Below are 24,509 nucleotides of genomic sequence, written 5' to 3' on the forward strand. Positions count from 1 at the left end.
ATGACCATAATCCCGAAAGGAGGCGGGCCGGTGAGCACGTGGCAGCGGCTCGGCACGATCCTGGTCGTGCTCATCCCGCTCGGGGCGCCCGTTCCGTAGGTCCCTTGGAAGGATTCCCGTGCTGATCACCGACTGGACCCGGCGGGCCCTCCCGGCCATGCTCGACGACCTCAAGGCCGTGGTGGAGCTGGAAACCCACAGCTTCGACAAGGCCATGCTGGTCAAGGGGCTGCGCTCGATCCGCGCCCTGGCCGTCGATCTGCTCGGGATGCCGGATGAGGAGGTCCTGCACGACTGCGGCCAGTACGGCGACGTCCTGGAGCTGACCTATCAGGGCACCGCGCCGGGGACCGTGCTCGTGCTGAGCCACTACGACACGGTCTGGCCCACGGGAACGCTGGCGGGATGGCCGTTCGCGGTGGTGGACGACAAGATCACGGGGCCCGGCGTGTTCGACATGAAGGCGGGGCTGGTGCAGTCGATCTGGGCTCTGCGCGGGCTGCGCGAGCTGGGGCTGCCGCATCCGAGCGTGCGGTTCCTGTTCAACGGGGACGAGGAGATCGGCAGCCCGGCCTCGCGCGATCACATCGAGGCGGCCAGCGCGGATGTGCTGGCCAGCCTGGTGTTCGAGGCGTCGCTGGACGGGGCGCTCAAGACGGCCCGCAAAGGGGTGGGACTGTTCAACGTGCGGGTGACCGGGGTGGAGGCGCACGCGGGGCTGGACCCGTACGCGGGGGCGAGCGCCATTCACGCGCTCGCCGAGATCGTCACCACTCTGGCCGGGGCCGCCTCCCGGGCCCGCGGCACCACCGTGAACGTCGGCCTGATCAGCGGCGGCACCGGGCGGAACGTGGCGGCCGGGCACGCCAGCTGCGGTGTGGACGTGCGGGTGACCGAACCGTCGGAGATGGGACGGATCGACAACGTCTTCGCCGACCTGCGCGCCTCCGATCCGCGCGTCACGATCTCCGTGACCGGCGAATGGAACCGGCCGCCCATGATCCCGAATCCGGCCTCGCAGCGGCTGTTCAAGGAGGCGCAGGAGGTGGCGGCGGAGTTCGGATGGCTGCTGGACGAGGCGTCGGTGGGCGGGGCCAGCGACGGCAACTTCATCTCCGCACTGGGCCGGCCGGTGCTGGACGGAATGGGCGCGGTGGGCGACGGGGCACACGCCCGCCACGAACACGTCATGGTCGACCAGATCCCGGAACGCACAGCCCTGACGATCGGCCTCCTCACGGCCCTGGCGTAGCTCTCATCCTCATCCTCATCCTCAGCCTCAGCCGAAGACGCGGTCGCGGGTCAGGTCGAGGGCGGTCAGGACGGCGCCCTGGAGGACGGCGTTGCCCTCGACCGTGCTCGCGCGCACCTCCGTCGGCGCCGGCGCGAGCTCACGCAGCCGCTCGGACACCAGCGCCGCCAGCTCGTCGCCGCCTTCGTGCCCCGTCTTGCCACCGAGCACGACGAGCCCGGGGTCGAGGAGCGTGGCGAAGGCGAAGGCGCCCTTGGCGATCCGGTGGACCACCTCCGACCGCCCGAGCCCGCGCAGGACCCGCGCCTCCACCAAGTCGCAGTACGGCACTCCGCTGATGTCCAGGAACCCGATCTCCCCCGCACCGCCGGACGCCCCCCGGCGCAGCCGCCCGCCGAGCACCACGGCCGCCCCCACACCGTCGTCCAGCCAGAGCAGTACGAAGTCCTCGCTCCCCCGCGCCGCGCCCTTGCGGAGCTCGGCGATGGCGGCGAGGTTGACCTCGTTCTCCAGGACGACGGGCAGGCCGAGCCGCTGACGTACGGACCCCACCACGCCGCGCCGCCACCCCGGCACTTCGCCCTCCCCGGATATGAGCTCGCCATCACGCGGATCCACCAGCCCCGGCGCACCGATCACGACGGTTTCCAGCACCCGCTTCCCCGCTGCAGCCGTGACCGCGTCCACGATCAGAGCCGCCAACGTGCCGGGTGAGGCGGAGTCGTCGATCGCACGGGTCGCCTTGCCGACGACCTCCCCGGTGATGTCGGCGACCGTGACGTTGACGGCGGAGCGCCGCAGATCGACGCCCGCCACGTGGGCCCGATCCGCCACCAGCCCGTACAGCCGCGCGTTCGGCCCCCGCCGGTCCTCGCCGTACTCCCCCGTGACCTCAATGAGCCCGGCCACCATGAGCCGCTCGATCAGGTCGGACACGGTGGGCCTGGACAGCCCCGTCAGTGTGCGGAGTTGGGGGGCGGTCAGCGGGCCGCGCTCCAGCAGCAGGTCGAGGGCCAGGCGGTCGTTGATCGCACGGGCCATCGCCGGGGTCGCGGTCTTCACGGTCCCCATAATAATCAGGGAGCCTGCCTAAAACCTCTTTTCATCAGGAAGCCTACCTGTTAATTTTCTGGGCATGAGTCCTCATCGTGCGATCGCGGCGGTGTTCGCCGCGCACGGCGCCGTCGCCGGCAGCCTGTTCACCCGCATCCCCTGGATTCAGGACAGTCTGGACCTCAGCCCCGGCGCTCTCGGCCTGGCGCTCTTATGCCCGCCGATCGGCGCCTTCGTCGGCATGCCGACAGCCAGCCGCCTGGCATACCGCTTCGGCAGCCGGGCCGCCACCCGCGTCCTGCTCGCGTTGTGGTGCGCTGGACTGGCCTTTCCTGCGCTCGCACCGTCGCCCGCGTGGCTGTTCGTGGTGTTCCTGCTGTTCGGGGCAGCCGCGGGCATGTCGGACGTGGTGATGAACGCTCACGCCGTCGTCCTGGAACGACACCTGGGCCGCTCGATCATGTCCGGCCTGCACGGCATGTGGTCCGTCGGCAGCCTGGCCGCCGGCGGACTCGGCGCTCTCGCCGCCAGCGCGGACATCGACGCCAGAGTGCACCTCGGGGCTGTGTCGATCGTCTTGCTGGCCCTCGGCGCAGCAGCCGGCCACGGCCTCCTTCCCGACCACGCCGGCATTCCTGGCAGCGGGGCACCCGAGCGCAAGCCCGCCGACGCACCGCTGGCGCCGCCACGGCACTTCGCTCTGCCCACGCGCGGGATCCTGGCCATCGGCCTGGTCGGGTTCTGCGCGACCTTCGCCGAGGGGGCCAGTTCCAACTGGTCGGCCGTCTACCTCACGGAAGTCGCCGACGCAGGCCCCGGGATGTCCGCTGCCGGATACACCGTCTTCATGCTCTGCATGGCGGGCATGAGGCTGACGGGCGACCGTCTCATCCGGCGGGTCGGTCCCGTGGCGGCGGTCAGGACAGGCGGAATCGTGGCGGCCGCGGGTGGCATCGTCGTGGTCGCGGCACGTACACCAGCGCTGACCATGGCCGGATTCGCCCTGATCGGGCTGGGCTTGGCGGTGATCGTACCGCTGGTATTCACGGCAGCGGGCACTGTGGGAGCGACCCCGGGCGAGGGGGTGGCGGGCGTGGCCACGATCACGAACCTGTAAGGCATGATCGCCCCGGCCGTGACAGGCTGGCTCGCCGGCACGCTCGGCTACCCGGCGGCATTCGCCCTGATCACCGGCGTGATCGTGCTGCTGCCCCTGCTCGCCCCCGCCTTACGCCGCCCCTCACCAGACGCGCGCGCACCGCTCGCCCCCAAGGACCATGAGGAACCCGTAGACAGATGCCTCCCTGCGTGACTTCGGGCGCACTTCGGCGGATGAGCCACCGCCGCACCCGCCAGGATGGGGGGTGCGGCGTCGGCGGCCTATATGAGGATGGAACCGGACCAGTACTGGGCGGCAGCCTTGTAGATCGCGGCCGTCTCGCCGTCGAAGTACGGCGAGACGCCGGTGTCGTAACGGTTGTCGCCGTCGGTGTCGGAGACGCTGATCGTGATGCCGTTGAGGTAGCCGGCGCGCGCGTCCTTGCTGTAGTGCTCCAGCCAGGGTGAGCCGAGGGAGCCTGTGCCGGGGAACGGGGAGTCGACGCCGATGGGCCGGTCGGCGGGGAGATCGGAGAGCGTCATGGCGAACGTCGGCCCGGCGGACCCTTCGAGGGTCTCGCCCGTATAGGACTTGGTTCCGTCAGGATTGGAGCCTGCCGGGTAACCGAAGACGTCCCTCGAGGAACCTATCGGCTGGTTCCAGGAGAAGCCCTGCCCGCCGACGTTGTCGCCGAGCCTTCCGTTGTTGGTCAGCACGCCGTCAGAGGACAAGACGACGCCGTTGTACACGTTCACGAAGGCGAAGTCGCGGTCGTAGTCCTTGTACACGCCGAAGTCGTAATGGGCGAAGACCTGCTTTCCGACGTACAGGCCCCACGGGGTCGTGCCCTCGGAGTAACCGGGGATGAAGACCCACTTGTCGAACGTGGCATCAGAGCGCTCGATGTCGTGCACGCAGTGACCGGCCGTGGCGACGAGGTTGCGATATTGCGACTGTACGGCGGTACCCGTACACCAGTGCGGCTGACCGTCGGCGCCGACGAAGAACACCTTGCCCAAGGTCGTGGGCAGATTCCCGGACGCCGAGACCGGGCTCGCCACCGGCGAGACCTTGCCGGAGATGCCGTCCTGCACGTTGGACGAGCGCTGTCCCTGGACCACGGTCTGCACGGCGTAGGGCGTGGCATTCTTCAGGTTGGCGGCCCCGTCGGCGAGCCAGAAGTTCGCTACGTCTCGAGCGACCGTCGAAGTGGCGGCCAACGGGGTCGACACAACGTTCGCGGCGTGAGCCGGCGCCGTGACGACGGTTGAGCCCAGCAGACCCAACCCGATGCCTAACGCGATCACTGTGCGCCTCATATTGATCTCCCCATTCAGGCACGGGCGTCCTGCACGACGCCCTCGTCAGCATGAAAACCCGGCCCGAGTGATCAACCCGGCCGATCCGAGGATGATCGTAACTGGCACGGGAAGCGACGTGAAGACATTTCTCGATCACATGTTCGACATGAACATCACCAAGACACTCGTGCGATCAGCGATGGCTGTCGAACCGCTGGTCGTCGACGTGGTGACGCAAGAGTTGACCGGTCGTGCTGGTTCCTGTGAGTTTGCTGGCAATTGCGCCGATGTACTGATAGGTGATCTCCCGCCCTGCGTCCAGCTCTGGACAAGCCCACCCATGAACGGTGGTGCAGCAGCGCGACGTCGTCCCGGGTGGCAACGCGGACATCGGCCGGTCTCGCAGTCAACTGATGCGCGGTCGGCCGCGAACGAGGTCCGGATCGTTGACGGCGGGGACGCAGACGACGGGCGGGCCGAGGTCCAGGATTTCTGTTCTCGTCTTCGTGAAGCCGGCGTCCTGGAGCAGAGTCGTGATGTTGCGGGCGGCCTCGAGTGAGGTACTCCTTGTAGCTCCTGGGCAGCGGGGCTGGGAGGCGATGGCGATGCGTCCGCCGGGCGTCAGCCGCCGGCGCAGGTCGTCGAGCCGCTCAGCCGGCGCCGTCCAGAACCCGAGAGAGTTGACGGCCAGGATGATGTCGAAGGGGCCGTCGAGAGCGGGCGGCAGTTGTTCGACGCTGCCCAGGGTGAGCGTGACGCGTCCGGCCTGGACAGCGGCGGCGTTACGCTTGGTCGCCTGTCGGAGCATCACGTCGGAGCGGTCGACGCCATAGACGTGCCCCGAGGGACCGACGCGGCGGCTCAGCTCGGCGATGGCGAGACCGGGACCGAAGCCGATCTCCAGAACCCGGTCGGTGGGCCGCACGTCGAGCAGAGAGACGACCCAGCTGTTGCGCTGCCGGTTGGAGGCGCGGTGAGCCATAACCCAGCCGGCCACGTTCCCGGCCGTGCCACGGGGGTGACCGAACTGGCGGACAAGGGCGAGGATGGACCGCTTCAGCGTCATGGCGTACTCACCGTTCCCCGGGTTTCTGTCTCCACGGGCGACATCCAACGCCTTCAAGTACGCTTGAAGTCAAGCCGTCCGAGCTCGAGGTGGTGGAGAGCGATTGCTGACCATCGGGGAGTTTGCGGGTCACGCCGGTGTCGCCACCTCGGCGCTGCGCTACTAGGAGGAGCTCGGCCTGCTTCCCGCGCCCGCCAGAATCTCGGGGCAGCGGCGCTACCAGGAATCGGCGGTCGCGCTGGTCGGCATCATCCTGCTCCTGCGTGACGTCGGATCCTCGCTGGCCGAGCAGAAGGCGCTCATGACCACGAGTGGGATCGCGCCGGATGAGTGGCGACGGCTCGCTCAGCACAAGCTGGCCGAACTCGACGACCAGATCGCCAAAGCGCAGTCCGCCCGCGAGGCCATCGAACACGGCCTGCGCTGCCGCCACGAGGACATCGTGCAATGCCCCAACTTCCGCAGCCTCATCACCGCCCGCCTGGCCGGCCAGTCGGAAGCCCACTCGCACTAACAAGCTAGTGGTGCCGCGCCGGGTTGCGTCCCTCGCGGATGGACACCGAATTGGCATGAGCGGGAAAGCCCTCGTGCTCCGCCAACGTGCGGATCGTGGGGGCGAGCCGCCAGAACCCCTCCTCCCCCAGCCTGGCGACCGCGATGCGCGTCAGGTACGTGTGGACGGAGACGCCGCTGACCACTTTCGCGAACCCAGTGGTGGGGAGCGTCGCCGGGGTGCCGATCGCGAAGTTGGAGGCAGCCATCGTGGTCCACTGGCCGAGCAGGACCGTGCCCGCATGCCGTACGAGCGCAAGCCAGGCCTCCGGATCGGCCACGGCCAGCTGAAGGTGCTCGGGTGCGTAGGTGTTGGCGATGTCCATCGCCTCCTGCGGCGACCCGGCGAGCACGATGCCGCCGTTGTCGTGGATCGAGGCCCGCGCGTAGTCACGCCGAGGGGCGGGCAGGGCCGCAATCTGCTTGGCGACCTCCTCGGCGGCCCGTCTGAGCACGCCGAGGTCGGTGCCCACGAGGACCGCGGAGGAGTCGGAGCCGTGCTCGGCCTCGTTGACCAGATCCGCTGCCAGTAGCACAGGATCGGCTTGCGCGTCGCAGACGATCAGCGAGTCTGTCGGGCCGTAACCGACTTCGACCACGCAGCCGAGGCGCTGGACTTCCGTCATGGCGGCGCTCACGGCCGGGCTGCCAGGGCCGACGATCTTCCGGACTGCGGCGATCGTCTCGGTCCCACAGGCGAGGGCGGCGATCCCGGCAGGACCGTTGCAGCGATAGATCTCCGTGATTCCCAAAGCGTCGGCCGCGGCGAGCACAGCAGGATCGACGCGGCCACCGGTGCCAGGAGTCGGTGGTACGACCAGAGCAATGCGCCGCACTCCCGCTACCACCGCGGGCGTCGCCACCATGATCGCCACTGAGGGGAACGATCCCTTGCCCGCCGGCACGTACAGACCGGTGCTTTCCACCGGTTTGACGAGCTCACCGAGTTGGATGCCGCCTACCTCGTCACGCCACCCCGCTCGGGCCAGCGCCGCCTCGTTGAACGCCCGGACCTGCGCGACAGCAACCTTGATCGCCTCGATCGTCCGGGTGGGCAGCGAAGCGACGGCCTGCCGAACCTCCTGCTCGCTCACCCGCAGGCCCGCAGGCTCGACGTCGACGCCGTCGAACCGCGCCAGCGCCTCCACCAGCGCCTTGTCGCCTTCGGACCGCACGCGCTCGACCAGCTCGGCGATGGCCCGGGCCAGTTCCCCATGCGGGCCGAGGCGGTCAGCGACGCCACCCCGGCTGAACAGCCTGTGGCGCTCGGCATCGTCGGCCTCCCGCCAGTCGATGACGGCGGGGGACGTGATGGAGGTCATGGCTGGACTCCCGTCGCTCAACTCATGTTTGAACGAGCGTTCAAACTATCTCGGCTTGTGTCAATCTTCCACACGCGAACGGCATCCGCCATGATGGCTGTGTGAACGCACGCAGCCGATCGGATCACCGCCGCGCGGAGATGGTCGCGGCCGCCCATGAAACGATCTCCGATTTCGGCCTCCCCGCGCTCTCCATCAGGGGGATCGCAGCAAAGATCGGCATGTCACCGGGTTCCGTGCTCTACCATTACCCGGACATCGCCGACCTGTTGTACGACGTGCATCGCACGCTGGTCGACCGCTACGCGACCCGCCGCGTGCACACCACGGCGGCCATCCCAGAGCCGCCGCGAAAGATTGTGCATGCGTTCAGATCCGGACTCCCCTCCGGGCCCGACGACGAGGTGTGCAAGGTCCTTTACGAGCTGCATGACCTCGGCTCCCGCCACGACCGCCACGCCGCCCTGATGACGTCCCTGTGGGATCGGGAGAAGCTGCTCTTCGAGTCGATCGTGGTGGCCGGGATCGCCTCCGGCGATTTTCACCCCCGCAGGTCTCCGGGCGAGCTGGCGGCCTCGTTCCTGGCCATGGAGGACGGGCTTGGCCTGCACATCGTCAGCCAAAACGCCTCCCTGTCCGTCCCGATGGCGCTCGATCTGCTCGTCTCGTTCGCCTCGGCGGAGCTGGGCTTGGATCTGCCCCGCCCCGCGCTGCGATGACCGGTCATGGTCGCATCAGGGACGGCCCAGCGCGCGATACTCCCAGCCCGCCGAACGCCAGACGTCCGCGTCGAGCGCGTGACGGCCGTCCACGATCCGGGTGCGCCGGACCACCTGTGCCAGCACCGTGGGGTCGATCTGGCGGAACTCGGCCCACTCGGTGAGCAGAACCACGACGTCCGCGTCCCTGGCCACGTCCATCGCGCTCGTGCCGTACCTGAGTTCCGGATACATGCGGCGGGCGTTGTCCAGCGCGGCCGGGTCGTACACCCGGACGGTGGCGCCCAGCCCGTGCATGGTTCTGGCCACGTCCAGAGCCGGCGCGTCCCTGATGTCGTCGGAGTTGGGCTTGAAGGCCGCGCCCAGGCAGGCGATGCGCGCGCCGTCGAGACGGCCGCCGAGCAGTTCCCTTACCAGGTCGATGGTCCGGGAACGGCGGCGCCGGTTGATCGCGTCGACCTCGCGGAGGAACGACACGGCCTGTCCGACGCCGATCTCCTCCGCCCGGTGTGCGAAGGCGCGGATGTCCTTGGGCAGGCAGCCGCCGCCGAAGCCCAGACCCGGCTGGAGGAACCGGCCACCGATCCGGTCGTCGTAGGCGAGGGCCTGGGCCAGGTCGCGGACGTCGGCTCCGGTGGCCTCGCAGACCTCCGCCATCGCGTTGATGTACGAGATCTTGGTGGCCAGAAAGGAGTTGGCGGCCATCTTGACCAGCTCGGCGGTGGCCAGGTCGGTGACCACGGTCGGGGTGCCGAGGTCGAGAATCGGCCGGAACGCAGCGGTCAGCCGCTCGCGTGCCCACTCGGAGGTGACGCCGAAGACCAGCCGGTCGGGACGCAGCGTGTCATCGACCGCGAAGCCTTCCCGCAGGAATTCCGGATTCCAGGCCAGCTCCACCTCCACCCCGGCGGGCGCCAGCTCACGCAGGAGGCCGAGCAGGTGGGGGGCGGTGCCGACGGGCACGGTGGACTTGCCGGCCACCAGACAGCGGCGGGTCAGGTGCGGAGCCAGGCCGCGCACGGCCGCCTCGACGTAGCTGAGGTCGCAGGCGTCCAGACCGGGCTGCTGCGGGGTGCCCACGCAGATGAAGTGCACGTCCCCGTGCTCGGCCGCCTCCGCGTAGGAGGTGGTGAAGCGGAGCCGGCCCGACTCCAGGGTCTTGGCCAGCAGCTCGGGCAGGCCCGGCTCGAAGAACGGCACCTCTCCCGACCGCAGTTTCTGGATCTTGCGGTCGTCCACGTCGAGGCCGACCACGTCATAGCCCAGCGAGGCCATGCAGATGGCGTGCGTCGCCCCGAGGTAGCCGGTTCCGATCACGGTCAGCCGGGGGAGTTCGGCCTGGCTCATATCGGTGTCTTTCCTTTCGCGTGTGGCAGGGGTTCCCTGGTCAGGAACAGCCGGCTTTCTTGGTGAGCGGGCCGCCGGTGACCTTGTTGTCGCAGGAGATCGTGTTTCCTCCCGCTGTGTCGTTGACGCCGACGCCGCCCGAGTTGCCGAGGTGAATGACGTTGGCCCGGAACACGTTACGGGTGCCCCAGCCGTCCACGATCTCGTGGGTCTGGAAGCCGTCGGCGTTGGTGTTACTGCCGGTGTTGCCCTCGATGAGGTAGCCGTTGCCTTTGACGTCGACCCATGAGTCGTTGTGTTTGGAGCCCGCCAGGGTGGAGCCGTCGAAGATGTTGCCGATGATGCGGCCGTCGGAGGTGCCCTCCTTGATGTCGATCGCCTCGGCGGTGGCCCGGATGACGTTGCCGCGCACGATGTTGCGGTCGCTGCGGTCCATCTGCCCTCCGGAGAAGCTGTCCCAGTTGCTCTCGGCGGTTCCGAGGTAGACGCCCTCGCCGAACTTCTCCCGGCGCAGCCCGGTCGCGTAGATCATGCAGAACTGCACGGTGTTGTCGCTGCTGAAGTTGCGCAGGTGGACGGCCTCGTCTCCGATGTCGTGGACGGTCAGGCCCTGGATGATCGTGTTGCTGGTCCGGTCGGCCATGACACCCTTCTGGCTGTTGCGCACGGTGAAGCCGACGAGCCGCCAGTGGCTGACCTCCTTCAGGTGGAAGGCATAGCCCTTCTTGACGCCGCCGCCGTCGATGATCGCCTCGGATGGGCCGCAGACGAAGATCGGCTCAGCCTCCGTGCCGGCGGTCGCGGCCACGAACCTGCCCGCGTAGACACCCGGCTCCAGCTTGATCACCGCACCCGGCTCGACACCCTCCAGCGCCGCGGCCAGCTCCCCGGCGTCGCGAACCGTCACCGTGGCCTCGGGACAGTCGATCTTGCCCTCCCCCGTGGGGATCGCGATTGCGGGCGGCTCCTGCGACGGAGTGAACGCCTGAGCCTCCGCCTCTCCGTCGTCCTCCACCTGGGACTGCTGTCCCTCGTCCTCCGACTGGGACGCACCGCGCGAGTCCGACGTGCCCGTGCTCTTCGGCCGGATGTCCTCGATCGCGGTGCCCGGACCGTCGTCGCCGCCGAACAGGCCGCGGAGCAGCACCACGATCACCACCGTGATCGCCGCTCCGGCCACCATCCCCATCAGTGTCTTCCGGTCGATGTTCAGGCGCATCGCTCAACTCCTCCCAGCAGGGGTCTCGGAGCCGGCGGTGCGCAGGATCCAGGTCGGCCGCTCCTCCAACACCATCTGCTTGTCGTACGGGTTGACGAGACGGCGGCCGACCCGCGGACCGTCGCCGCGGAGCGCCCGGAGCGCCGCGATCACGATCAGGAGGATGACTCCGAACCAGATCAGGTTCATCGGCTTGGCGATCCGCTTGACCATCGTCCAGAAGCCGGCTGTGTTCTGCCACCCGACCGTGTTGTTCTGCGTGACGGCCAGTTTTCCCTTGGCCCGTGCGGTGTCGAGCGCGCTACGGCCGGCGCCGCCGAGGGTGTTGCCCGTGATCGCGGTGCCATCGGCCGCGCCGAGCACGGAGACCGCATGCAAAGACGCCGACTGCACCGTGTTGGCCGAAATGGTGGCCTTGGCGTCCCGGACATAGATGGCGGTCTGGGTATCCCGCACGATGTTGCCGCTGACCCGGGCCGACAGCACCCCGTCGCGGAGCGCGATGCCCTGGCTGCGCTGGCCCCTGAGGCGGTTGCCGGAGATCTGGACGTCGGTCGCGTCCTTGCTCACCACGATGCCCATCTCCCCGCCGACGACCTCGGTGGTCTGCACGACAGGTTTGACGCCACCCTGAATCTCCACCCCATAGCGGCCGTTGTCCCGTGCCGTGCTGCTGATCAACGAGCTGCCGCCGAAGCTGCGCAGCGACTCGCCGGACGCCGAGGGCCCCCGGGCCAGCGGCAGGCCGCTGATGGTGAAACCGTTGCCGATGTTGCGCTCGGCCCGCGATCCGGTGATCGTGACGTTCTGCGTGCCCCGGGACAGCACGAACCCGTCGCCCCTGCTGCCGGTTACGGTGGTGTTCTCGACGGAGGCGTTGCGCGCGAAGCGGTGCAGCAGCACGCCGTGGACCAGGCTTTCGGTGACCGACACGCCGGCGATCCTGGTCTCGTCGGAGGCCGTGATGAAGATCCCGTACGCGTTGCCAGTGATCTTGGTGTCGGTGATCACGCCGGTGACCAGGTTCGCCTCGGGGAGCCGATAGGCGACCTTTCTGGCGCCCATACCGTCCGTGATCTCGATCTCGTCGTCCCCGCCCCGGCTGGGCACGAGCAGGCCGTTCGGCAGCAGCATCCGCTGTCTGGTGGGCGCCGCCGACGCCTGCTCGGCGGGGACGACCTGATCCGCGGTCCGCGTCGGACGGTCGCTGCCGGTCAGCGCCACCCCACCGGTCGGGCCGCTCCAGAAGCCGAGGTGCTCCACCAGCGCGTGGCCCATCTTCAGCTCCCCGCCGACGGCGCGCAGGTAGGCCCGCCCGTCGGAGACCCTCGTGTCCGCCGTCCTGGCCTGAGCGTCCCAACTGGTGATCCGCACCGGATTCTGTGCCGAGCCGTTGATCCTGATGCTCGCGCCGAAGCCCACGATCGAGACGAACGCGCCGGGCTCGCTGCGCATCCGGATCACCAGCGGGCCGGTCGCGTTCTGCAGCACGAGTTTCGCGCCAGGACCGAGAAACAGGTTGATGCCGAGCACGTAGGACTCGTCCGACTGCTTCTGGAACTGCTCCTGGCCCAGCCGTTCCAGGTCGGCGATCCGGTACGGCTCGCGACGCTGCGGCAGAACCAGCGTCCGGCCGTTGGCCGAGCTGGAGATGTGCGGCACGCGCGCCTGCGCGGCGGCCGGTCCGCCCCTCGCCAGTGCGGACGACAGGGTCGCGCGGGTCTGCATGATCCGCAGCTCCTCCTGGTCGACCAGCGTCGACTGCTGCTGGGCGTCCGACTGGGATACCTGGTTGACACCCGGGAGCGGGGCGGGGCGATCGGTGAAGGACAGGTACGCCCAGGTGCCGCCGGCGACCAGACACAGCACCAGCACGACCAGGGACGTACGGCTCTTCCGGCGCCGTGAGCCGCTCATGCCCTGCCTCCTGCCGTGGATGTGGGAACCACGTGCGCGGGCAGGGACGACTGACGGTGCCAACCGTTCTGGTCACGCGCCGCGCGGCCCGGCTCGTGCGCGGTGGCCGGGCGCAGTTCCATGACGGGCCGCTGCTCCATCGCCCGCTGGAGGTCGTAGGGATTGTGGATCCCGTTACGGCTTCGCTGCCGTTCGACGGCGGCGCGGGACCGGAGCGCCGACACGATCACCAGGAGGATGACCCCCGCCCAGATCAGGTTCATGGGCTTGACGTAGCGCCTGGCCTTGACCCAGAACGAGGAGGTGTCCCGCCACCGCTCCTCGTCGTTGTTGTGCTTGTTCACCTTGCCGTCGGCCCGCGCGACGCTGATCGCGCTGGTCCCCGCGCCGACGACGGTGTTGCGGGTGATCTCGGTGTCGCCGGCGGCGCCGATCACCGTGATGCCATGGGCGTTGGGCTTCGGCAGTGTCGTGATCTGATTACCGACGATCCTGCCGTTGGAGCCACGCAGGTAAATTCCGGTCAGGGTCCCGGTGATCGTGTTGCCCGCCACATGCGCGCCAGTGGCCCCGTCGCGCAGCGCGATCGCCTGGCGGCGCTGGTTCGCCAGCCTGTTGCCGGAGATCTGCACCCCGCTGGCGCCCCCACGCACCACGATGCCCATGTCACCGCCGACGACCTCGCTGGTGTGCACGGCCAGCCGGGTGCCGCCGAGCACCTCGATGCCGTACCTGCCGTTGTCGCGGGCCACGCTGTCGTTGACCGAGCTGTCGCCGTAGACGGCCAGCGACTCGCCGCTCGCGGACGGACCCTGAGCGAGCGCCCGGCCGTTGAGCGTGAAGCCGTTGCGCCCGTTCCGCTCCGCGACGCACCTGGTGATCCGCACCTTCTCGGTCGCCCTCGACAGGACGAATCCGTCGCCGCCGCTGCCGATCACCTTGGTCCCGTCGATCACCGCGTTCTTCGCGAACCGGTGCATGAACACGCCGTGCACCAGGCTGCCGACGATCCGGTTGCCGATGATCCGCGTCTGGTTGGATCCGGAGACGAACAGCCCGTAGGCGGCGCCGGTGATGACACTGTTCTGGATCGATCCAGACACCAGTTCGTCGGCGAGCACGTGAGTGGCGGTGCCGGGCCCGATCGGGCTGGTCTCAACGTCGCCGAAGTTGTTCCCGCCCCGGTCCGTCCCGACGTCGGCGAGACGTTCCCGCTTGTCGCGGTGGCGCTGTTCCTTGGTCCGGTGGCGATAGACACTGGCCGGCCGCTCGGTGCCGGTGAGCGCGATGCCTCCCGTACGTCCGCTCCAGAATCCCAGGTGGGAGACGCGGGCGTACTCCATCTCGAAGTTGCCGCCGACTGCCCGGATGTAGGCACGGCCGTCGGTCGTGGTCAGGTCGGATTTCCGGGTCCGCACGTCCCAGCTGGTGATCTGCACCGGCTGCTTGGCCGTGCCCTTGATCTTGATGTCGCCGCCGAAGGCGATGATCGAGCTGAACGAGCCGGGCAGGCTGCCCATCCGCAGCGTCAGCGGACCCCGCAACTCCAGGGTGGCCCCGTCGGCCACGTAGACGTGGACACCGAGCAGGTAGGAGCCGTCCTTCAGCTTCCGCAGGTACCGGCCGTTCTCGACGGCCGCCAGGTCCTTGACCGTGTACGGCGCACTGGTGCTGCGCGCGGGCAGCACCAAAGTCCTGCCGTGGGCCGAGACGAAGACCTGGGGTCGCTTGCGCTGCGCGGCCGCCACGCCACCGGCCTGCATCAGGGCCGTGAGGGCGGCCCGGACCTGCACGATCCGCTGGTCCTCGACGTCGACCAGCAGCGCCTGCGCCTCGGCGTCGACCGCCGACATCACGCCGGCCTTCAGGGTCTCGTCGTCCGCCATGACCGCGTCCTCCAGCGGAACCGGGTCGGCGTCCGGCACCTCGCTCGTCTCCGGATCCGGGCCGCCGGTCGGGGTGGGCCGGGCCTTCGGGGTCGCGCTCCTCTTCGGGGTCGCGCTGGGCTTCGGGGTCGCGCTGGGTTTCGCACTGGCCTTCGGCGTCGCCGTGGGCTTGCGCGTGGGAGTGGCCGTCGAGGTCGGTTCCTCCTTCGGAGACTCGCTCTCCGTCGGGGTCGGATCGTCCATAAAGGGGTTGCTCTCCGTCGGGCTCGGGTCGCCCCCGGATTCCGGCGCGGTCGTGGGGTCCACCAGAGACGCCGAGGCCGCCGACGGGGCGGTCACGGCCGCCAGAGCGGTCCCCGCCCCTAACGCCAGTGCCACGGCGGCCAGGAGCAGCCGGATGCCCTTCGTCATGTCAGCCCACGCCTTTGAGGGTGGCGGCGGTCTGGCCCGCACCGCCCATCTGGTCGGCGGAGCGGGTCAGCCAGCCCTGTTTGTTCATCGTCACGAACGCCCACAGCTTGATCGGCAGCGCGATCATGATGACCACCAGGGTGAGCAGCGGCAGCAGGAGTATCTCGCCCGGGTGGCGGCGCAGGTGCGACCAGCCGCGGACGCCCCTGCCGAGGAGCACCCAGCCGACGGCCAGCCCGATGCCCTGCGGGGTGAGCTCCAGTCTGCTGAAGAACAGGTAGGCGAGCGTGATCCCCATGGTCACCGGGGTGAGCAGGATCTGCAGCACGGTCACCTTCGTGACCAGAGGGGTCTTCCACAGCCATCCCTTCCACAGCGCGGTCAGGTAGCAGCGGTAGGAGTTGCGGCTCCACCGGACGCGTTGCTTGACGAAGGCGCGGAAGGAGTCAGGGAACATCGAGATGGCACGGGCCGTGGACTGGTGCACGGTCTTGTACCCCGAGGCGAGAACGAGCCAGGTCAGCCGGCCGTCGTCCCCGGCGACACACCGGCGGCCGAGGAAGAACTCGTTTTCCAGATGGTGGACGACCGGCAGGATGGCAGAGCGCCGATAGGCGGAGGTCCGGCCGGACAGGCAGGCCACTCCGCCCCTGCTGCCCATCGCCGGCACGTAGTCGTAGTAGCGGAGGTTGACCAGCCAGTCCGCGATCCGCCGCCAGACGCTGGTGGTGCGCTGGTACACGTTCTGCTGGGTGCCGACCCCGCCCACCATCGGGTCCTCGAAGGGCATCTGCACGGCCTCCAGCAGACCGGGCTGCCACCATGTGTCGGAGTCGGCGAAGACCACCAGCTCACCGCTGGCGGCCCGGATGCCCACTCCCAAGGCGGAGCGCTTACCCGCGTGCTCGTACACCAGGACGCGCAACCGGCTGTCGGTCACCTCGCGAAGCCTGGCGTGGCATTCGGTGTCACCGATGTCCACGACGATGATCACTTCGTACGGATCCTGGGACAGCCAGCTGGCCAGGCAGCGCACCAGGATCTCGGGATCCTCCCGGTAGGACGGAACGACCACGGACACACTGGCCCGAAAGCCGTTCACCACCGGCTTGGCCAGCCTGGACAACACGACCCGATAGAGCCACAGTCCCCAGACGAGCAGTCCGGCCAAGCCCAGGGGGATCAGATCTCGCCATGAGCCGTTGGCGGTGGAGCGAACGGCCCATTCGTAGACGGCGTCGAACCAGTTGGAATCAGACACGGGGAGCCTCCTGGGCGCGCCTGTGTCTGACCCTTAGTGATCATCTCTCACAGGCGGTAATGCGGTTTCTGCAGGGACATCTGATCGGACCGTTCCAATCGTTACGATTTGGGCGAAACTGTCACGTGGGGTGACTGGGGCAGTTGAGGCGACGCCGGACTGGGGCAGTCCCGGGCGGGCGTGATACGCTCCCAAGCGAGCGCTTGGTTTACCGTCAAAGGGGCCGCCGCATGAAGTTCTCGACCTTCCACCTCTTCCACCGTTTCGACGGGCAGAGCTTCAAGGACGTCTACGACTACCACCTGGAGCTCGTCGAGCTGGCCGAGGAGCTGGGGTTCGACGGGGTACGGCTGGCCGAGCACCACTTCCGCGACTACGGCGTCGTCCCCAACCTGTTCACCATGCTTGCCCACGCCGCCGCCCGGACCTCGCGCATCAGGCTGGGCACCGGCATCGTGGTGTTGCCGCTGCACAATCCGATCCATGTCGCCGAGGAAGCGGCGCAGGTGGATGTGTTGTCCGGCGGGCGGCTGGATCTGGGGATCGGGCGGGGGTATCAGAGTTTCGAGTTCGAGGGGTTCGGGATCGATCTGGCGGAGGCGCGGGATCGGTTCAACGAGGCGCTGGAGGTCATCGTCGGGCTCTGGACGCAGGAGGCGTACCAGCACGAAGGGAAGTTCTACAAGACCGGCGCCGAGGTTTCGCTCGTCCCGCGGCCCTTGCAGACCCCGCACCCGCCGCTGCACGTGGCGGCCGTCTCCCCCGAGACCGTGACCATGTACGCCGAGCGCGGCCTGCCCATCCTCGCCGACCCCGCGGCCACCTTCCGGAAGGTCGTCAAGGCGGCCGAGACCTGGCGGGAGACGGCGGCGCAGGCGGGGCATCCGGACGGGAGCGACCTGGTGGTGGCGCGCAGCGTCTACGTCGCCCCGACCCTGGAGCAGGCTCGCGAGGACCAGGCGCGGTTCGAGGCGTCGTTCGACCGGTCGCGCATCTTCAACGAGAAGAGCGCGCCCATCGATCCCAAGACCGGCCGGGCCGCCCAGGGCTTCGAGTACTACCAGGACCGCTACCTCAAGGGCGGCACGGTGTCGGCCGACTTCCGGTGGGAGCAGCTGGAGGTCATCGGGGACCCGGACCGCGTCGTCGAGCAGATCTCGCTGCTCAAGGACGCCGGCTTCACCAACCTCCTGTGCGACTTCGGCAGCACCAGGCCGATGCCGCTGGAGGAGATGAAGCGGGTCATGCGCTTCTTCGCGACCGAAGTCATGCCGGCCTTTGGAGACTGAAGATGATCCACAGCCTGTCCCTCTCAGACGTCCTCGCCGAGCACGCCCGCAGCCGTCCCGAGGTGAGCGCGGTGGTGGACGGGGACGTTCGGCTCACGTACCCGGAGCTGGACGCCCGGGTGACCCGGCTGGCCTCCGCCCTCGCCAACCAGGGGGTCTCCGCGGGCGATCGGGTTGTGTGGCTCGGGCAGAACGCGCACGCGGTGCTGGAGTTGCTGCTGGCCTGTTCCCGGCTGGGCACGATCTTCTGCCTGGCCAACTGGCGGCAGTCGGAGGACGAGCTGCGGTTCATCCTCACCGACCTGACCCCGGCCGCGGTCATCTGGGAGCCGTCGGACGCCACGACTTCCCTGCACGCTCAGAGCACCGCCGCGCCGGCGTCGTCCGAAGGGAGCGGTGAGGGCCTGGCTCCCTCGGGCGCCGGTGCGGCGGAGGGCGGCACGACGATGTGGGTGCGGGCGGGTGACGACTACGAGGAACTGGTGGCGAGCGGGTCCATCAGGGAGTTCCCGCAGGTCTCCGACACGGAGCCGGTGCTCGCCCTCTACACCGCCGCCTTCGCGGGGCGCCCCAACGCGGCCCTGCTCAGCAGCGCCGCGCTGGTCGCCCACAGCACGTCGCTCCTCGTCGTCCGCCAGATGGAGCCGGGCTTCACCTTCCTCAACAACGGGCCGCTCTTCCACGTCGGCACGATGATGTTCTGCCTGGCCACCCTCCAGATCGGCGGCACGAACGTCTTCATGCCCGCCTTCGACGCCGAAGAGGTCTGCCGGCTGATCGACGCCGAGCGGGTGACGCAGGCGTTCCTGTTCGGGCCGATGATCGACGCACTGGTGAAGGCGAACGCGGGCGGCAAGTACGACCTGTCGTCGCTCAGGTTCGTGTCCCATTCGGCCGAGTGGGACGAGATGATCACGGTGGACGACTCGCCGTGGTGCCGGTCCACGATGGGCGGGTACGGGCAGACCGAGGTGGGCGGCATGCTCACCTTCCTCGGGCTGGCGGAGGGCGGAGCGGGGTTCGCGGGACGGCCGTCGCCGCTGGTCCAGGTACGCATCCTGGGCCCGGACGGCAGCGAAATGCCGCCCGGCGAGGTGGGCGAGATCTGCGCGCGCGGCAAGTCCCTCTTTTCCGGATATTTCGCCCGGCCCGACTTAAATGCGGCCAAATCACGGAGCGGCTGGCATCACACCGGCGACCTCGGCCGCCGCGAGCCCGACGGCACGATCACGTTCATCGGCCCCAAGCTTCGCATGATCAAGTCCGGGGCGGAGAACATCTACCCGGCCGAGGTGGAACGCGCGCTCAAGTCCCACTCCGCCGTCGCCGACGCCGCGGTGATCGGTGTGCCGGACCCGACCTGGCACCAGGCGGTCAAGGCCGTGGTGGCGCTCAAGGCTGACGGCGTCGCGACCGCCGACGAGCTGATCGAGCACGTCACGAAGCAGGTGGCGTCGTACAAGAAGCCACGGGAGGTGGCGTTCGTGGACTCGATTCCCAAGCGCGGGTTCACCCCGGACTACGACGCTCTGGACGCCGACCATGGTGGAGGGAATTACCCCGGCATGTAGGAAGAAGGCGCCGCGCAGTGTGATGCGTCCTGATCATGCGCAGGAGAGGAGCCTCTGAGAGCCTCGACCTGGCGTGGTTCGGCCGACTACGGTCAGCGTCAGACACGGGTCTGCGAGTACGGCGACCCCTTCGGCCCATGCCGGCGCCGAAGAACCGGGCCGGGGCGGGGGGGGCGGCGTGCCACGCTGGGGCAAGGTCACGATCGCCGCGGTTCTGCCGCTCATGGCAGGAGTGGTGGCGTGATGGTTGCCGAGCCCGGATCGCTGCGTGAAAGCGGCTCGCCGCCGGCTTCCGGAGCGTCGGCTTCCCGGGTGATCGGCGAGCTGTCGCACGCGCGGCCGGTGCCGGCGGTGATCGGGGACGTCCCGCGCGAGCCGAAGGCGTTCCAGCCGCGGCCGCCCCTGCGTGAGCGCGTAGAGAGCCTGATGGCGGCAGAGGGCGGCACGGCGGTGTGCGCGCTGGCAGGGGCGCGAGGGGTGGGCAAGACACAGCTGGCCGCCCACTATGCCAGGCGGTGCCTGGATCAGGGCGTGCAGGTGGCCTGGCTGCACGCCGAGACCAGCGAGCAGCTCTCGCGCTCGCTCGACGTGCTGGCGACGGAACTAGGGCTGCGCATCGAGACCGACGACTCCACGGCCCTGGCGCGCAAGGTCCAGAGATGGCTTCAGGACAGGCGTGAGCCTTACCTGGTCGTGTTCGACAACGCGACCGACGTCGACGCGCTGGCCAGGCTGCTGCCCGTGCACGGGCGGGCACGGGTGCTGATCACGACGAACGACTGGGCGTTCGAGCGGGTGGCGACGCTGGTGGAGGTGGAGCGCTTCAGCGACGAGGAGGCTCTGGCCTACCTCGCCGAGCGGGTGGGCCAGAATGCGGCAGCCGGACTGGTGGCCGAGGAACGGATCACCTGCCGCTGGCTCTGTCGATCGCCTCCGCCGTGCTCGTGGGGCCGCCCCGCGTGTCGTACGAGGAGTATCTGGAACGGCTGCGGGCGACGCCGATCAACGTGTTACTGGCCCGACCGCGCGGCGAGCCGTACCCGCTGGGGGTGGCGCAGGCCATCCTGCTGTCGGTCTCGCAGTGCGGGCCACGGGCGGCGCGGCTGCTCGGCGAGTTGTCGGTGCTGTCGTCCTCGGGAGCGCGGCTGGATCTGCTCACGACGAAGCTCGATGATGCTCTGGCCGAGCTGGCGACCCGGTCGCTGGTGTCATTTGATCGCGACGGTTCGACGGCGCTGGTGCACCGCCTGGTACGCCGAGCGGTGCGCGACTCCTTCGAGCGCGAGGGCACGCTCGGGTCTCTGATCGCGGATGTCGCCCGGCGCCTGCACGCTCTCGTCGAGGACATCGCCGACGAGGACACCTGGCGCGAGCTGCCGACCGTCCTCGCGGTCGCGGAGCACGCCGCCGCGCTGTGGCTATGCCTGGAGCAGCTGCCCGACGGGGACGACGGGGCAGGAGAGATCATCCTGGCCGTCCGCCACGGCGTGGCTTCGCACCTGATCAATCTGAACGACGGCGCCAGGGCAGAGCCCATCGCAGAGGCCGTGGTCGAGGGACGGCGGCGGCTGCTGGGTGACGACCATCCCGACACGCTGGCAGCGGTGCATATGCTCGCCCACGCGATCGAGTACACCGACCGCCCTCTCGAAGCGGCCGCCCTCTATAGCCGGGTGGCGGCCGAGCGGGCCCGCGTCCTGGGCGACGAGCATGGCGACATACTGCGGTCGCGAGCGGCGGCGGGCATGGCGTACGCCCTTGCGGAGGCGGATCGCCCTGGCGAGGCGGTGGAGCTGTTCGACGGCCTGGTGAGTGACTACGAGCGGAATGCGGCCTGGTGCATCCCGAGACCCTGGTCGTCCGCGGCCGGCTGGCGTGGGCGCAGGTGGCCGCCGGGCACGCCGCTGCGGCCGCGGAGCTGTACGAGCGTGTCCTGGCGGATCAACGGCAGGTGCTGGGAGTCGACCATCCTGACACGTTGATCACATGGCTCGGACTGGCCCGCGCCCAGGAGGCGGCGGGACAGGAAGCCGCGGCGCTGGCCGGGTTCGAGGAGGTGGCGGCGCGTTTCGAGGCCGTGCTGGGCCCGGAGCAGGGCTTGACGAGGGCCGCGGCCGACGACGCGGCCCGTCTCCGCCGCATGGCACGCCAATAGACGCGGCGCCTCTCCGCCGCGTGGCACCCCGGTCACGGCACGCGCTCATATCCGACAGTTGTGCCGGGGTCATAGGGGCAGACCGGCCTCCAGGTGCTCCATCGCGCGGTCGAACTCGGCCAACACGTCCATGTCCTGGTTCTTCGTCCAGTCGAACCAGAGCGCCATGAGCACCCCGACGATCGCCCCCGCGACGTCGCGGATCTCCGGGTCGCCGGGGTCCCGCCCCTCGCGGGCCGCCAGGACCTCGCGCACTGTCCCGATCATGCCGGTGAGGTTCTCCAAGCTCGCCGCCCACAGCTCAGGCACCGTGAGCACGAGCCTCTCCCGCTCGAGGCTGTCGGCGAACTCCTCCGCCGTCTGATCCTCCAGCGCCGTGCGCACGGCCGCGCGGACGGCCGGCACGGGCCCGACTCCTGCGGGCACCGCCCTGAGCGCCTCCATGACGGCGGGCAATTGGTCGACCACCACCAGGTCTTCTTTGGTGGAGAAGTAGCGGAAGACAGTGCTGGGCGCGACCTCCGCGGCCTCGGCGATCTGCTCGACCGTCGTCGCCGCGTATCCCTGCGCGCGGAAGAGCCGCAGCGCCTCCTTCTGGATCAACGCCCTGGTCTTGGCCTTCTTCCGCTCTCGCAGGCCCGGTCGCTCGCTCATGACATCGCATTTTCCGAGCTCAACAACCCATTCACAAGAGATCACCATATTTTGCTAGTCAACTCCGATTTAGGAGTCTACTCTCAGATTTATGAGACTCCCCATCGAACGAGACCCGAAGTGCCCCTTCGACCCTCCGTCCGCGCTGAGAGCCCTGCCGCCGATGAGCCGCTTGGAGTTCGCCGATGGCCATCTGGGCTGGCTGGCCACGACCATGGAGGCGGCCCGCGCGGTGCTGGGGGATCCGCGGTTCAGCGCGCGCCCGGAGCTCAAGCACGCCGCCGTGCGCTCCACGATGCCCAGCGGGCCCGGACGCCCGGCGCCGCCGGGATTCTTCGCCGCCACCGACCCGCCCGAGCACACGCGCTACCGCCGCCTGCTCACCGGCCAGTTCACTCTGCGTAGGATGCGCGTGCTGGAGCCGCGCATCGAGCGGATCACCGCCAACCACCTCGACGCCATGGCAGCGGCGGGGCCGCCGGCCGATCTTGTGAGCGCGTACGCGCTGCCGATCCCGTCGATGGTCATCTGCGAGCTGCTCGGCGTGCCGTACGAGGACCACGACTTCTTCCAGGACCGCAGCCTCCAGATTGTCAGGGCGGGCGGCGACGTGGCCGGGGCGGGCGCCGACCTGGCCGGCTACCTGGGCGAGCTGGTACACCGTAAAGCGGCTGAGCCCGGTGACGACCTGATCAGCGGCCTCGCCGGCGAGCTCACCGACGAGGAGCTGGTCAACGTCGCGATGATCCTGCTCGTCGCGGGCCACGAGACCACCGCGAACATGTTGGCGCTCGGCGTGTTCGCGCTGCTGGCGGAGGGGCGGCCGTATGAGGAGGGCATGGATGAGGAGCTGCTCCGCTGGCTGTCCATCCTGCACCTCGGCGGGCCCAGCAGGGCCGCGCTGGAGGACGTCGAGGTGGCGGGCACGCCGGTCAGGAAGGGCGAGACGGTGGCACTGTCACTTCCGATGATCAACCGGGACCCGGCGGTGTTCGCGGATCCGGACGTGCTCGACCCCGGCCGCCCGGAGGCGCGGCGGCATCTGTCCTTCGGGCACGGCGTGCACCAGTGCCTCGGGCAGCAGCTGGCCAGGATCGAGCTGCGGATCGGCTACCGGGCGCTGTTCGAGCGCTTCCCCGGGCTGCGGCTGGCCGTCCCCGCCACCGAGGTGCCACTGAAGCACGACGCCGCGGCGTACGGGGTCGGCAGTCTGCCGGTCACTTGGACGTGATTCGCTCAAGGGTGTGGTCCCGGCAGCCGGTGGGCGCGTTCACCGGGTTGCAGCGGACGGTCGCGCCGCCCGGCAGCTCGGCCGTGTAGTCGCTGCCGTGCCTGGCCGACAGCCCGATCACCGGGAAGTCGGTGCTGATCATCTGCGCGCCGCTGTCCAGGGCCGCCTTCAGCCGGCCGGTGCTGCCCGACCTGGCCTCGGTGAAGGGCACATCGGACCGGGTGCGTACGTAGTAGCCCTTCCGTACGAGGTCCTGGATCTGCGCCGTGTTGGCGCCCTCCGGCTCGTTCCAGCCGACGAAGGCGGCGTCGGCGCGGCCGGGGCGGGAGTTCGTGAACAACACGCGGCCTTCCAGGCTGGGCCGGCCCGCCAGGTAGGGCTGCTGGATGGCGGTCGCCTGGTTGTCCATGAAGAACATGATCTTGCCGCGGGACGCGTTCAGCTCCGGCCAGCCGTGCTTGAGCACCGACTGCTCCAGGGTGAGGCCGGGCTTGCGGACGTCGTCCGGCGTGATGAGCCGGTCGTCGGGGAAGACCGAGCGGATCTCGGCGTCCAGGGCGTCCATGAGCGCGGTGTCCCAGGCCGGGCTCTTGGCCCCGCCCATGGCTTCCTTCTTCGGGTCGGTGCTCTTGAACTCGGTGAGGATGGTCAGCGGCACGTGGCCGGGGTTCTTGTCGGACCACTCGCGTACCTGGCGCAGGCAGGTGACCCAGGTCGAGCAGTTGGTGCCGTAGTCGTGGTCGGCCCAGTGCAGCACCTTGAAGCCGGGCTGGGCGAGCGCCGGGTCGTTCAGCGCCGGCAGGCCGGCGTCGCGGCGGACCAGCGGGTTGGTGTACAGGCCGCCCTTGGGGTCGGGGAAGACGTCCAGTTCGATGCCGCGCACGCGCTGGGCGCCGAACTGGTTGGGCAGGGCGGTGTGCGAGTACTGCAGGTTCCACCAGTTGGCGTCGGTCCTGCGCTGCACGTCTTTCTCGGCGTCGGTCAGCTCCCGGTGGTAGCTGTTGTGGGTGGCGATGGTCTGGACGTGGTTGATCCGCAGGGTGCCGGAGCTCGCGCGGCCGGCCGTGGCAGCGTCGGCGGCGGGGACGGCGGCGAGCGCGGCCACAGCGGTGGCGGCGATGAGGGCGAGGGGACGCATGGTACCGACCTTCGAGGAGGTGGTTTACGGATCTTCGCAAAATATCCAAACAGGTCGGGAAAAATG

At 69.2% G+C, this 24,509-nt stretch carries 21 protein-coding genes and 1 pseudogene; 11 read left to right on the forward strand and 11 right to left on the reverse strand.

Going from position 1 to position 24,509, the window contains the following annotated elements:
* Window positions 1-157 precede the first annotated feature (157 nt).
* Entirely contained in the window at window positions 158-1,252 is a 1,095-nt protein-coding gene (locus Q9G87_RS46635) for a M20 family metallopeptidase (RefSeq protein WP_305923153.1), read from the forward strand.
* Window positions 1,253-1,279: 27 nt separating this feature from the next.
* Here Q9G87_RS46635 and Q9G87_RS46640 read toward each other — a convergent pair whose 3' ends face one another.
* Window positions 1,280-2,314 (reverse strand): ROK family transcriptional regulator, encoded by a 1,035-nt coding sequence (locus tag Q9G87_RS46640; RefSeq protein ID WP_305923095.1) that lies wholly within the window; start codon window positions 2,312-2,314, stop codon window positions 1,280-1,282.
* Between the two features lie 73 nt (window positions 2,315-2,387).
* Between Q9G87_RS46640 and Q9G87_RS46645 the strand changes: the two genes are divergently transcribed.
* Together Q9G87_RS46645 and Q9G87_RS46650 are read left to right on the forward strand one after the other, a co-directional pair.
* Window positions 2,388-3,422: an MFS transporter gene (locus Q9G87_RS46645; protein ID WP_305923096.1), complete on the forward strand. Its 1,035-nt coding sequence runs from the start codon at window positions 2,388-2,390 to the stop codon at window positions 3,420-3,422.
* A gap of 18 nt (window positions 3,423-3,440) precedes the next feature.
* The gene (locus tag Q9G87_RS46650; RefSeq protein ID WP_305923097.1) at window positions 3,441-3,617 is read left to right on the forward strand and encodes a hypothetical protein; all 177 of its coding nucleotides are present in this window, start codon (window positions 3,441-3,443) and stop codon (window positions 3,615-3,617) included.
* 68 nt (window positions 3,618-3,685) lie between these two features.
* On the opposite strand, the gene Q9G87_RS46655 is transcribed toward Q9G87_RS46650, so the two are convergent.
* Both Q9G87_RS46655 and Q9G87_RS46660 read right to left on the reverse strand, forming a co-directional pair.
* A complete protein-coding gene (locus tag Q9G87_RS46655) occupies window positions 3,686-4,723 on the reverse strand; it encodes a trypsin-like serine peptidase (protein WP_305923098.1) in 1,038 nt (345 codons plus the stop codon).
* Between the two features lie 388 nt (window positions 4,724-5,111).
* Entirely contained in the window at window positions 5,112-5,771 is a 660-nt protein-coding gene (locus tag Q9G87_RS46660) for a class I SAM-dependent methyltransferase (RefSeq protein ID WP_305923099.1), read from the reverse strand.
* A 253-nt stretch (window positions 5,772-6,024) separates the two neighbouring features.
* Between Q9G87_RS46660 and Q9G87_RS46665 the strand changes: the two genes are divergently transcribed.
* Entirely contained in the window at window positions 6,025-6,285 is a 261-nt protein-coding gene (locus Q9G87_RS46665) for a MerR family DNA-binding protein (protein WP_371825931.1), read from the forward strand.
* Window positions 6,286-6,289: 4 nt separating this feature from the next.
* Here the strand turns inward: Q9G87_RS46665 and hisD are convergent, their stop codons facing one another.
* On the reverse strand, window positions 6,290-7,645 hold the full coding sequence (gene hisD / locus Q9G87_RS46670) for a histidinol dehydrogenase (protein WP_305923100.1): 1,356 nt from the start codon (window positions 7,643-7,645) through the stop codon (window positions 6,290-6,292).
* 101 nt (window positions 7,646-7,746) lie between these two features.
* On the opposite strand from hisD, the gene Q9G87_RS46675 reads away from it, so the two are divergent.
* A complete protein-coding gene (locus Q9G87_RS46675) occupies window positions 7,747-8,364 on the forward strand; it encodes a TetR/AcrR family transcriptional regulator (RefSeq protein WP_305923101.1) in 618 nt (205 codons plus the stop codon).
* Window positions 8,365-8,379: 15 nt separating this feature from the next.
* Here Q9G87_RS46675 and Q9G87_RS46680 read toward each other — a convergent pair whose 3' ends face one another.
* Genes Q9G87_RS46680 through Q9G87_RS46700 form a run of 5 tightly spaced genes read right to left on the reverse strand, consistent with a single transcriptional unit; the run spans window position 8,380 to window position 16,405 of the window.
* Entirely contained in the window at window positions 8,380-9,711 is a 1,332-nt protein-coding gene (locus tag Q9G87_RS46680) for a UDP-glucose dehydrogenase family protein (RefSeq protein WP_305923102.1), read from the reverse strand.
* Window positions 9,712-9,751: 40 nt separating this feature from the next.
* Complete coding sequence (locus Q9G87_RS46685; RefSeq protein ID WP_305923103.1) at window positions 9,752-10,930, reverse strand: right-handed parallel beta-helix repeat-containing protein; 1,179 nt, start codon at window positions 10,928-10,930, stop codon at window positions 9,752-9,754.
* 3 nt (window positions 10,931-10,933) lie between these two features.
* Window positions 10,934-12,847, reverse strand: a complete 1,914-nt coding sequence (locus tag Q9G87_RS46690; protein ID WP_305923104.1) for a right-handed parallel beta-helix repeat-containing protein — start codon at window positions 12,845-12,847, stop codon at window positions 10,934-10,936.
* Window positions 12,844-15,144 carry a right-handed parallel beta-helix repeat-containing protein gene (locus tag Q9G87_RS46695; protein ID WP_305923105.1) on the reverse strand — a complete coding sequence of 767 codons (2,301 nt, stop codon included), beginning with the start codon at window positions 15,142-15,144 and terminating at the stop codon, window positions 12,844-12,846. The genes Q9G87_RS46690 and Q9G87_RS46695 overlap by 4 nt, the downstream gene beginning before the upstream one ends.
* Window position 15,145: 1 nt before the next feature.
* Window positions 15,146-16,405, reverse strand: coding sequence for a glycosyltransferase family 2 protein (locus Q9G87_RS46700; RefSeq protein WP_305923106.1), 1,260 nt, complete (start codon window positions 16,403-16,405; stop codon window positions 15,146-15,148).
* Window positions 16,406-16,635: 230 nt separating this feature from the next.
* Between Q9G87_RS46700 and Q9G87_RS46705 the strand changes: the two genes are divergently transcribed.
* The 5 genes and pseudogenes from Q9G87_RS46705 (at window position 16,636) to Q9G87_RS46720 (ending at window position 21,420) form a co-directional block, all read left to right on the forward strand.
* Window positions 16,636-17,694, forward strand: a complete 1,059-nt coding sequence (locus tag Q9G87_RS46705) for an LLM class flavin-dependent oxidoreductase (protein ID WP_305923107.1) — start codon at window positions 16,636-16,638, stop codon at window positions 17,692-17,694.
* A 2-nt stretch (window positions 17,695-17,696) separates the two neighbouring features.
* Window positions 17,697-19,265, forward strand: a complete 1,569-nt coding sequence (locus Q9G87_RS46710; RefSeq protein ID WP_305923108.1) for an AMP-binding protein — start codon at window positions 17,697-17,699, stop codon at window positions 19,263-19,265.
* Window positions 19,266-19,508: 243 nt separating this feature from the next.
* A pseudogene (locus Q9G87_RS60985) lies at window positions 19,509-20,132 on the forward strand (AAA family ATPase); the annotation flags it as partial.
* Between the two features lie 71 nt (window positions 20,133-20,203).
* Window positions 20,204-21,247: a tetratricopeptide repeat protein gene (locus Q9G87_RS46715; RefSeq protein ID WP_305923109.1), complete on the forward strand. Its 1,044-nt coding sequence runs from the start codon at window positions 20,204-20,206 to the stop codon at window positions 21,245-21,247.
* Window positions 21,151-21,420 carry a tetratricopeptide repeat protein gene (locus Q9G87_RS46720; RefSeq protein ID WP_371825930.1) on the forward strand — a complete coding sequence of 90 codons (270 nt, stop codon included), beginning with the start codon at window positions 21,151-21,153 and terminating at the stop codon, window positions 21,418-21,420. The genes Q9G87_RS46715 and Q9G87_RS46720 overlap by 97 nt, the downstream gene beginning before the upstream one ends.
* Before the next feature lie 69 nt (window positions 21,421-21,489).
* Here the strand turns inward: Q9G87_RS46720 and Q9G87_RS46725 are convergent, their stop codons facing one another.
* Window positions 21,490-22,074, reverse strand: a complete 585-nt coding sequence (locus Q9G87_RS46725; protein WP_305923111.1) for a TetR/AcrR family transcriptional regulator — start codon at window positions 22,072-22,074, stop codon at window positions 21,490-21,492.
* 91 nt (window positions 22,075-22,165) lie between these two features.
* On the opposite strand from Q9G87_RS46725, the gene Q9G87_RS46730 reads away from it, so the two are divergent.
* Window positions 22,166-23,305 carry a cytochrome P450 gene (locus Q9G87_RS46730; protein WP_305923112.1) on the forward strand — a complete coding sequence of 380 codons (1,140 nt, stop codon included), beginning with the start codon at window positions 22,166-22,168 and terminating at the stop codon, window positions 23,303-23,305.
* On the opposite strand, the gene Q9G87_RS46735 is transcribed toward Q9G87_RS46730, so the two are convergent.
* Entirely contained in the window at window positions 23,292-24,443 is a 1,152-nt protein-coding gene (locus Q9G87_RS46735) for a phosphatidylinositol-specific phospholipase C1-like protein (protein WP_305923113.1), read from the reverse strand. The genes Q9G87_RS46730 and Q9G87_RS46735 overlap by 14 nt on opposite strands.
* Window positions 24,444-24,509: the final 66 nt, after the last annotated feature.

Source organism: Nonomuraea turcica (assembly GCF_030718205.1).
Taxonomy (GTDB): domain Bacteria; phylum Actinomycetota; class Actinomycetes; order Streptosporangiales; family Streptosporangiaceae; genus Nonomuraea.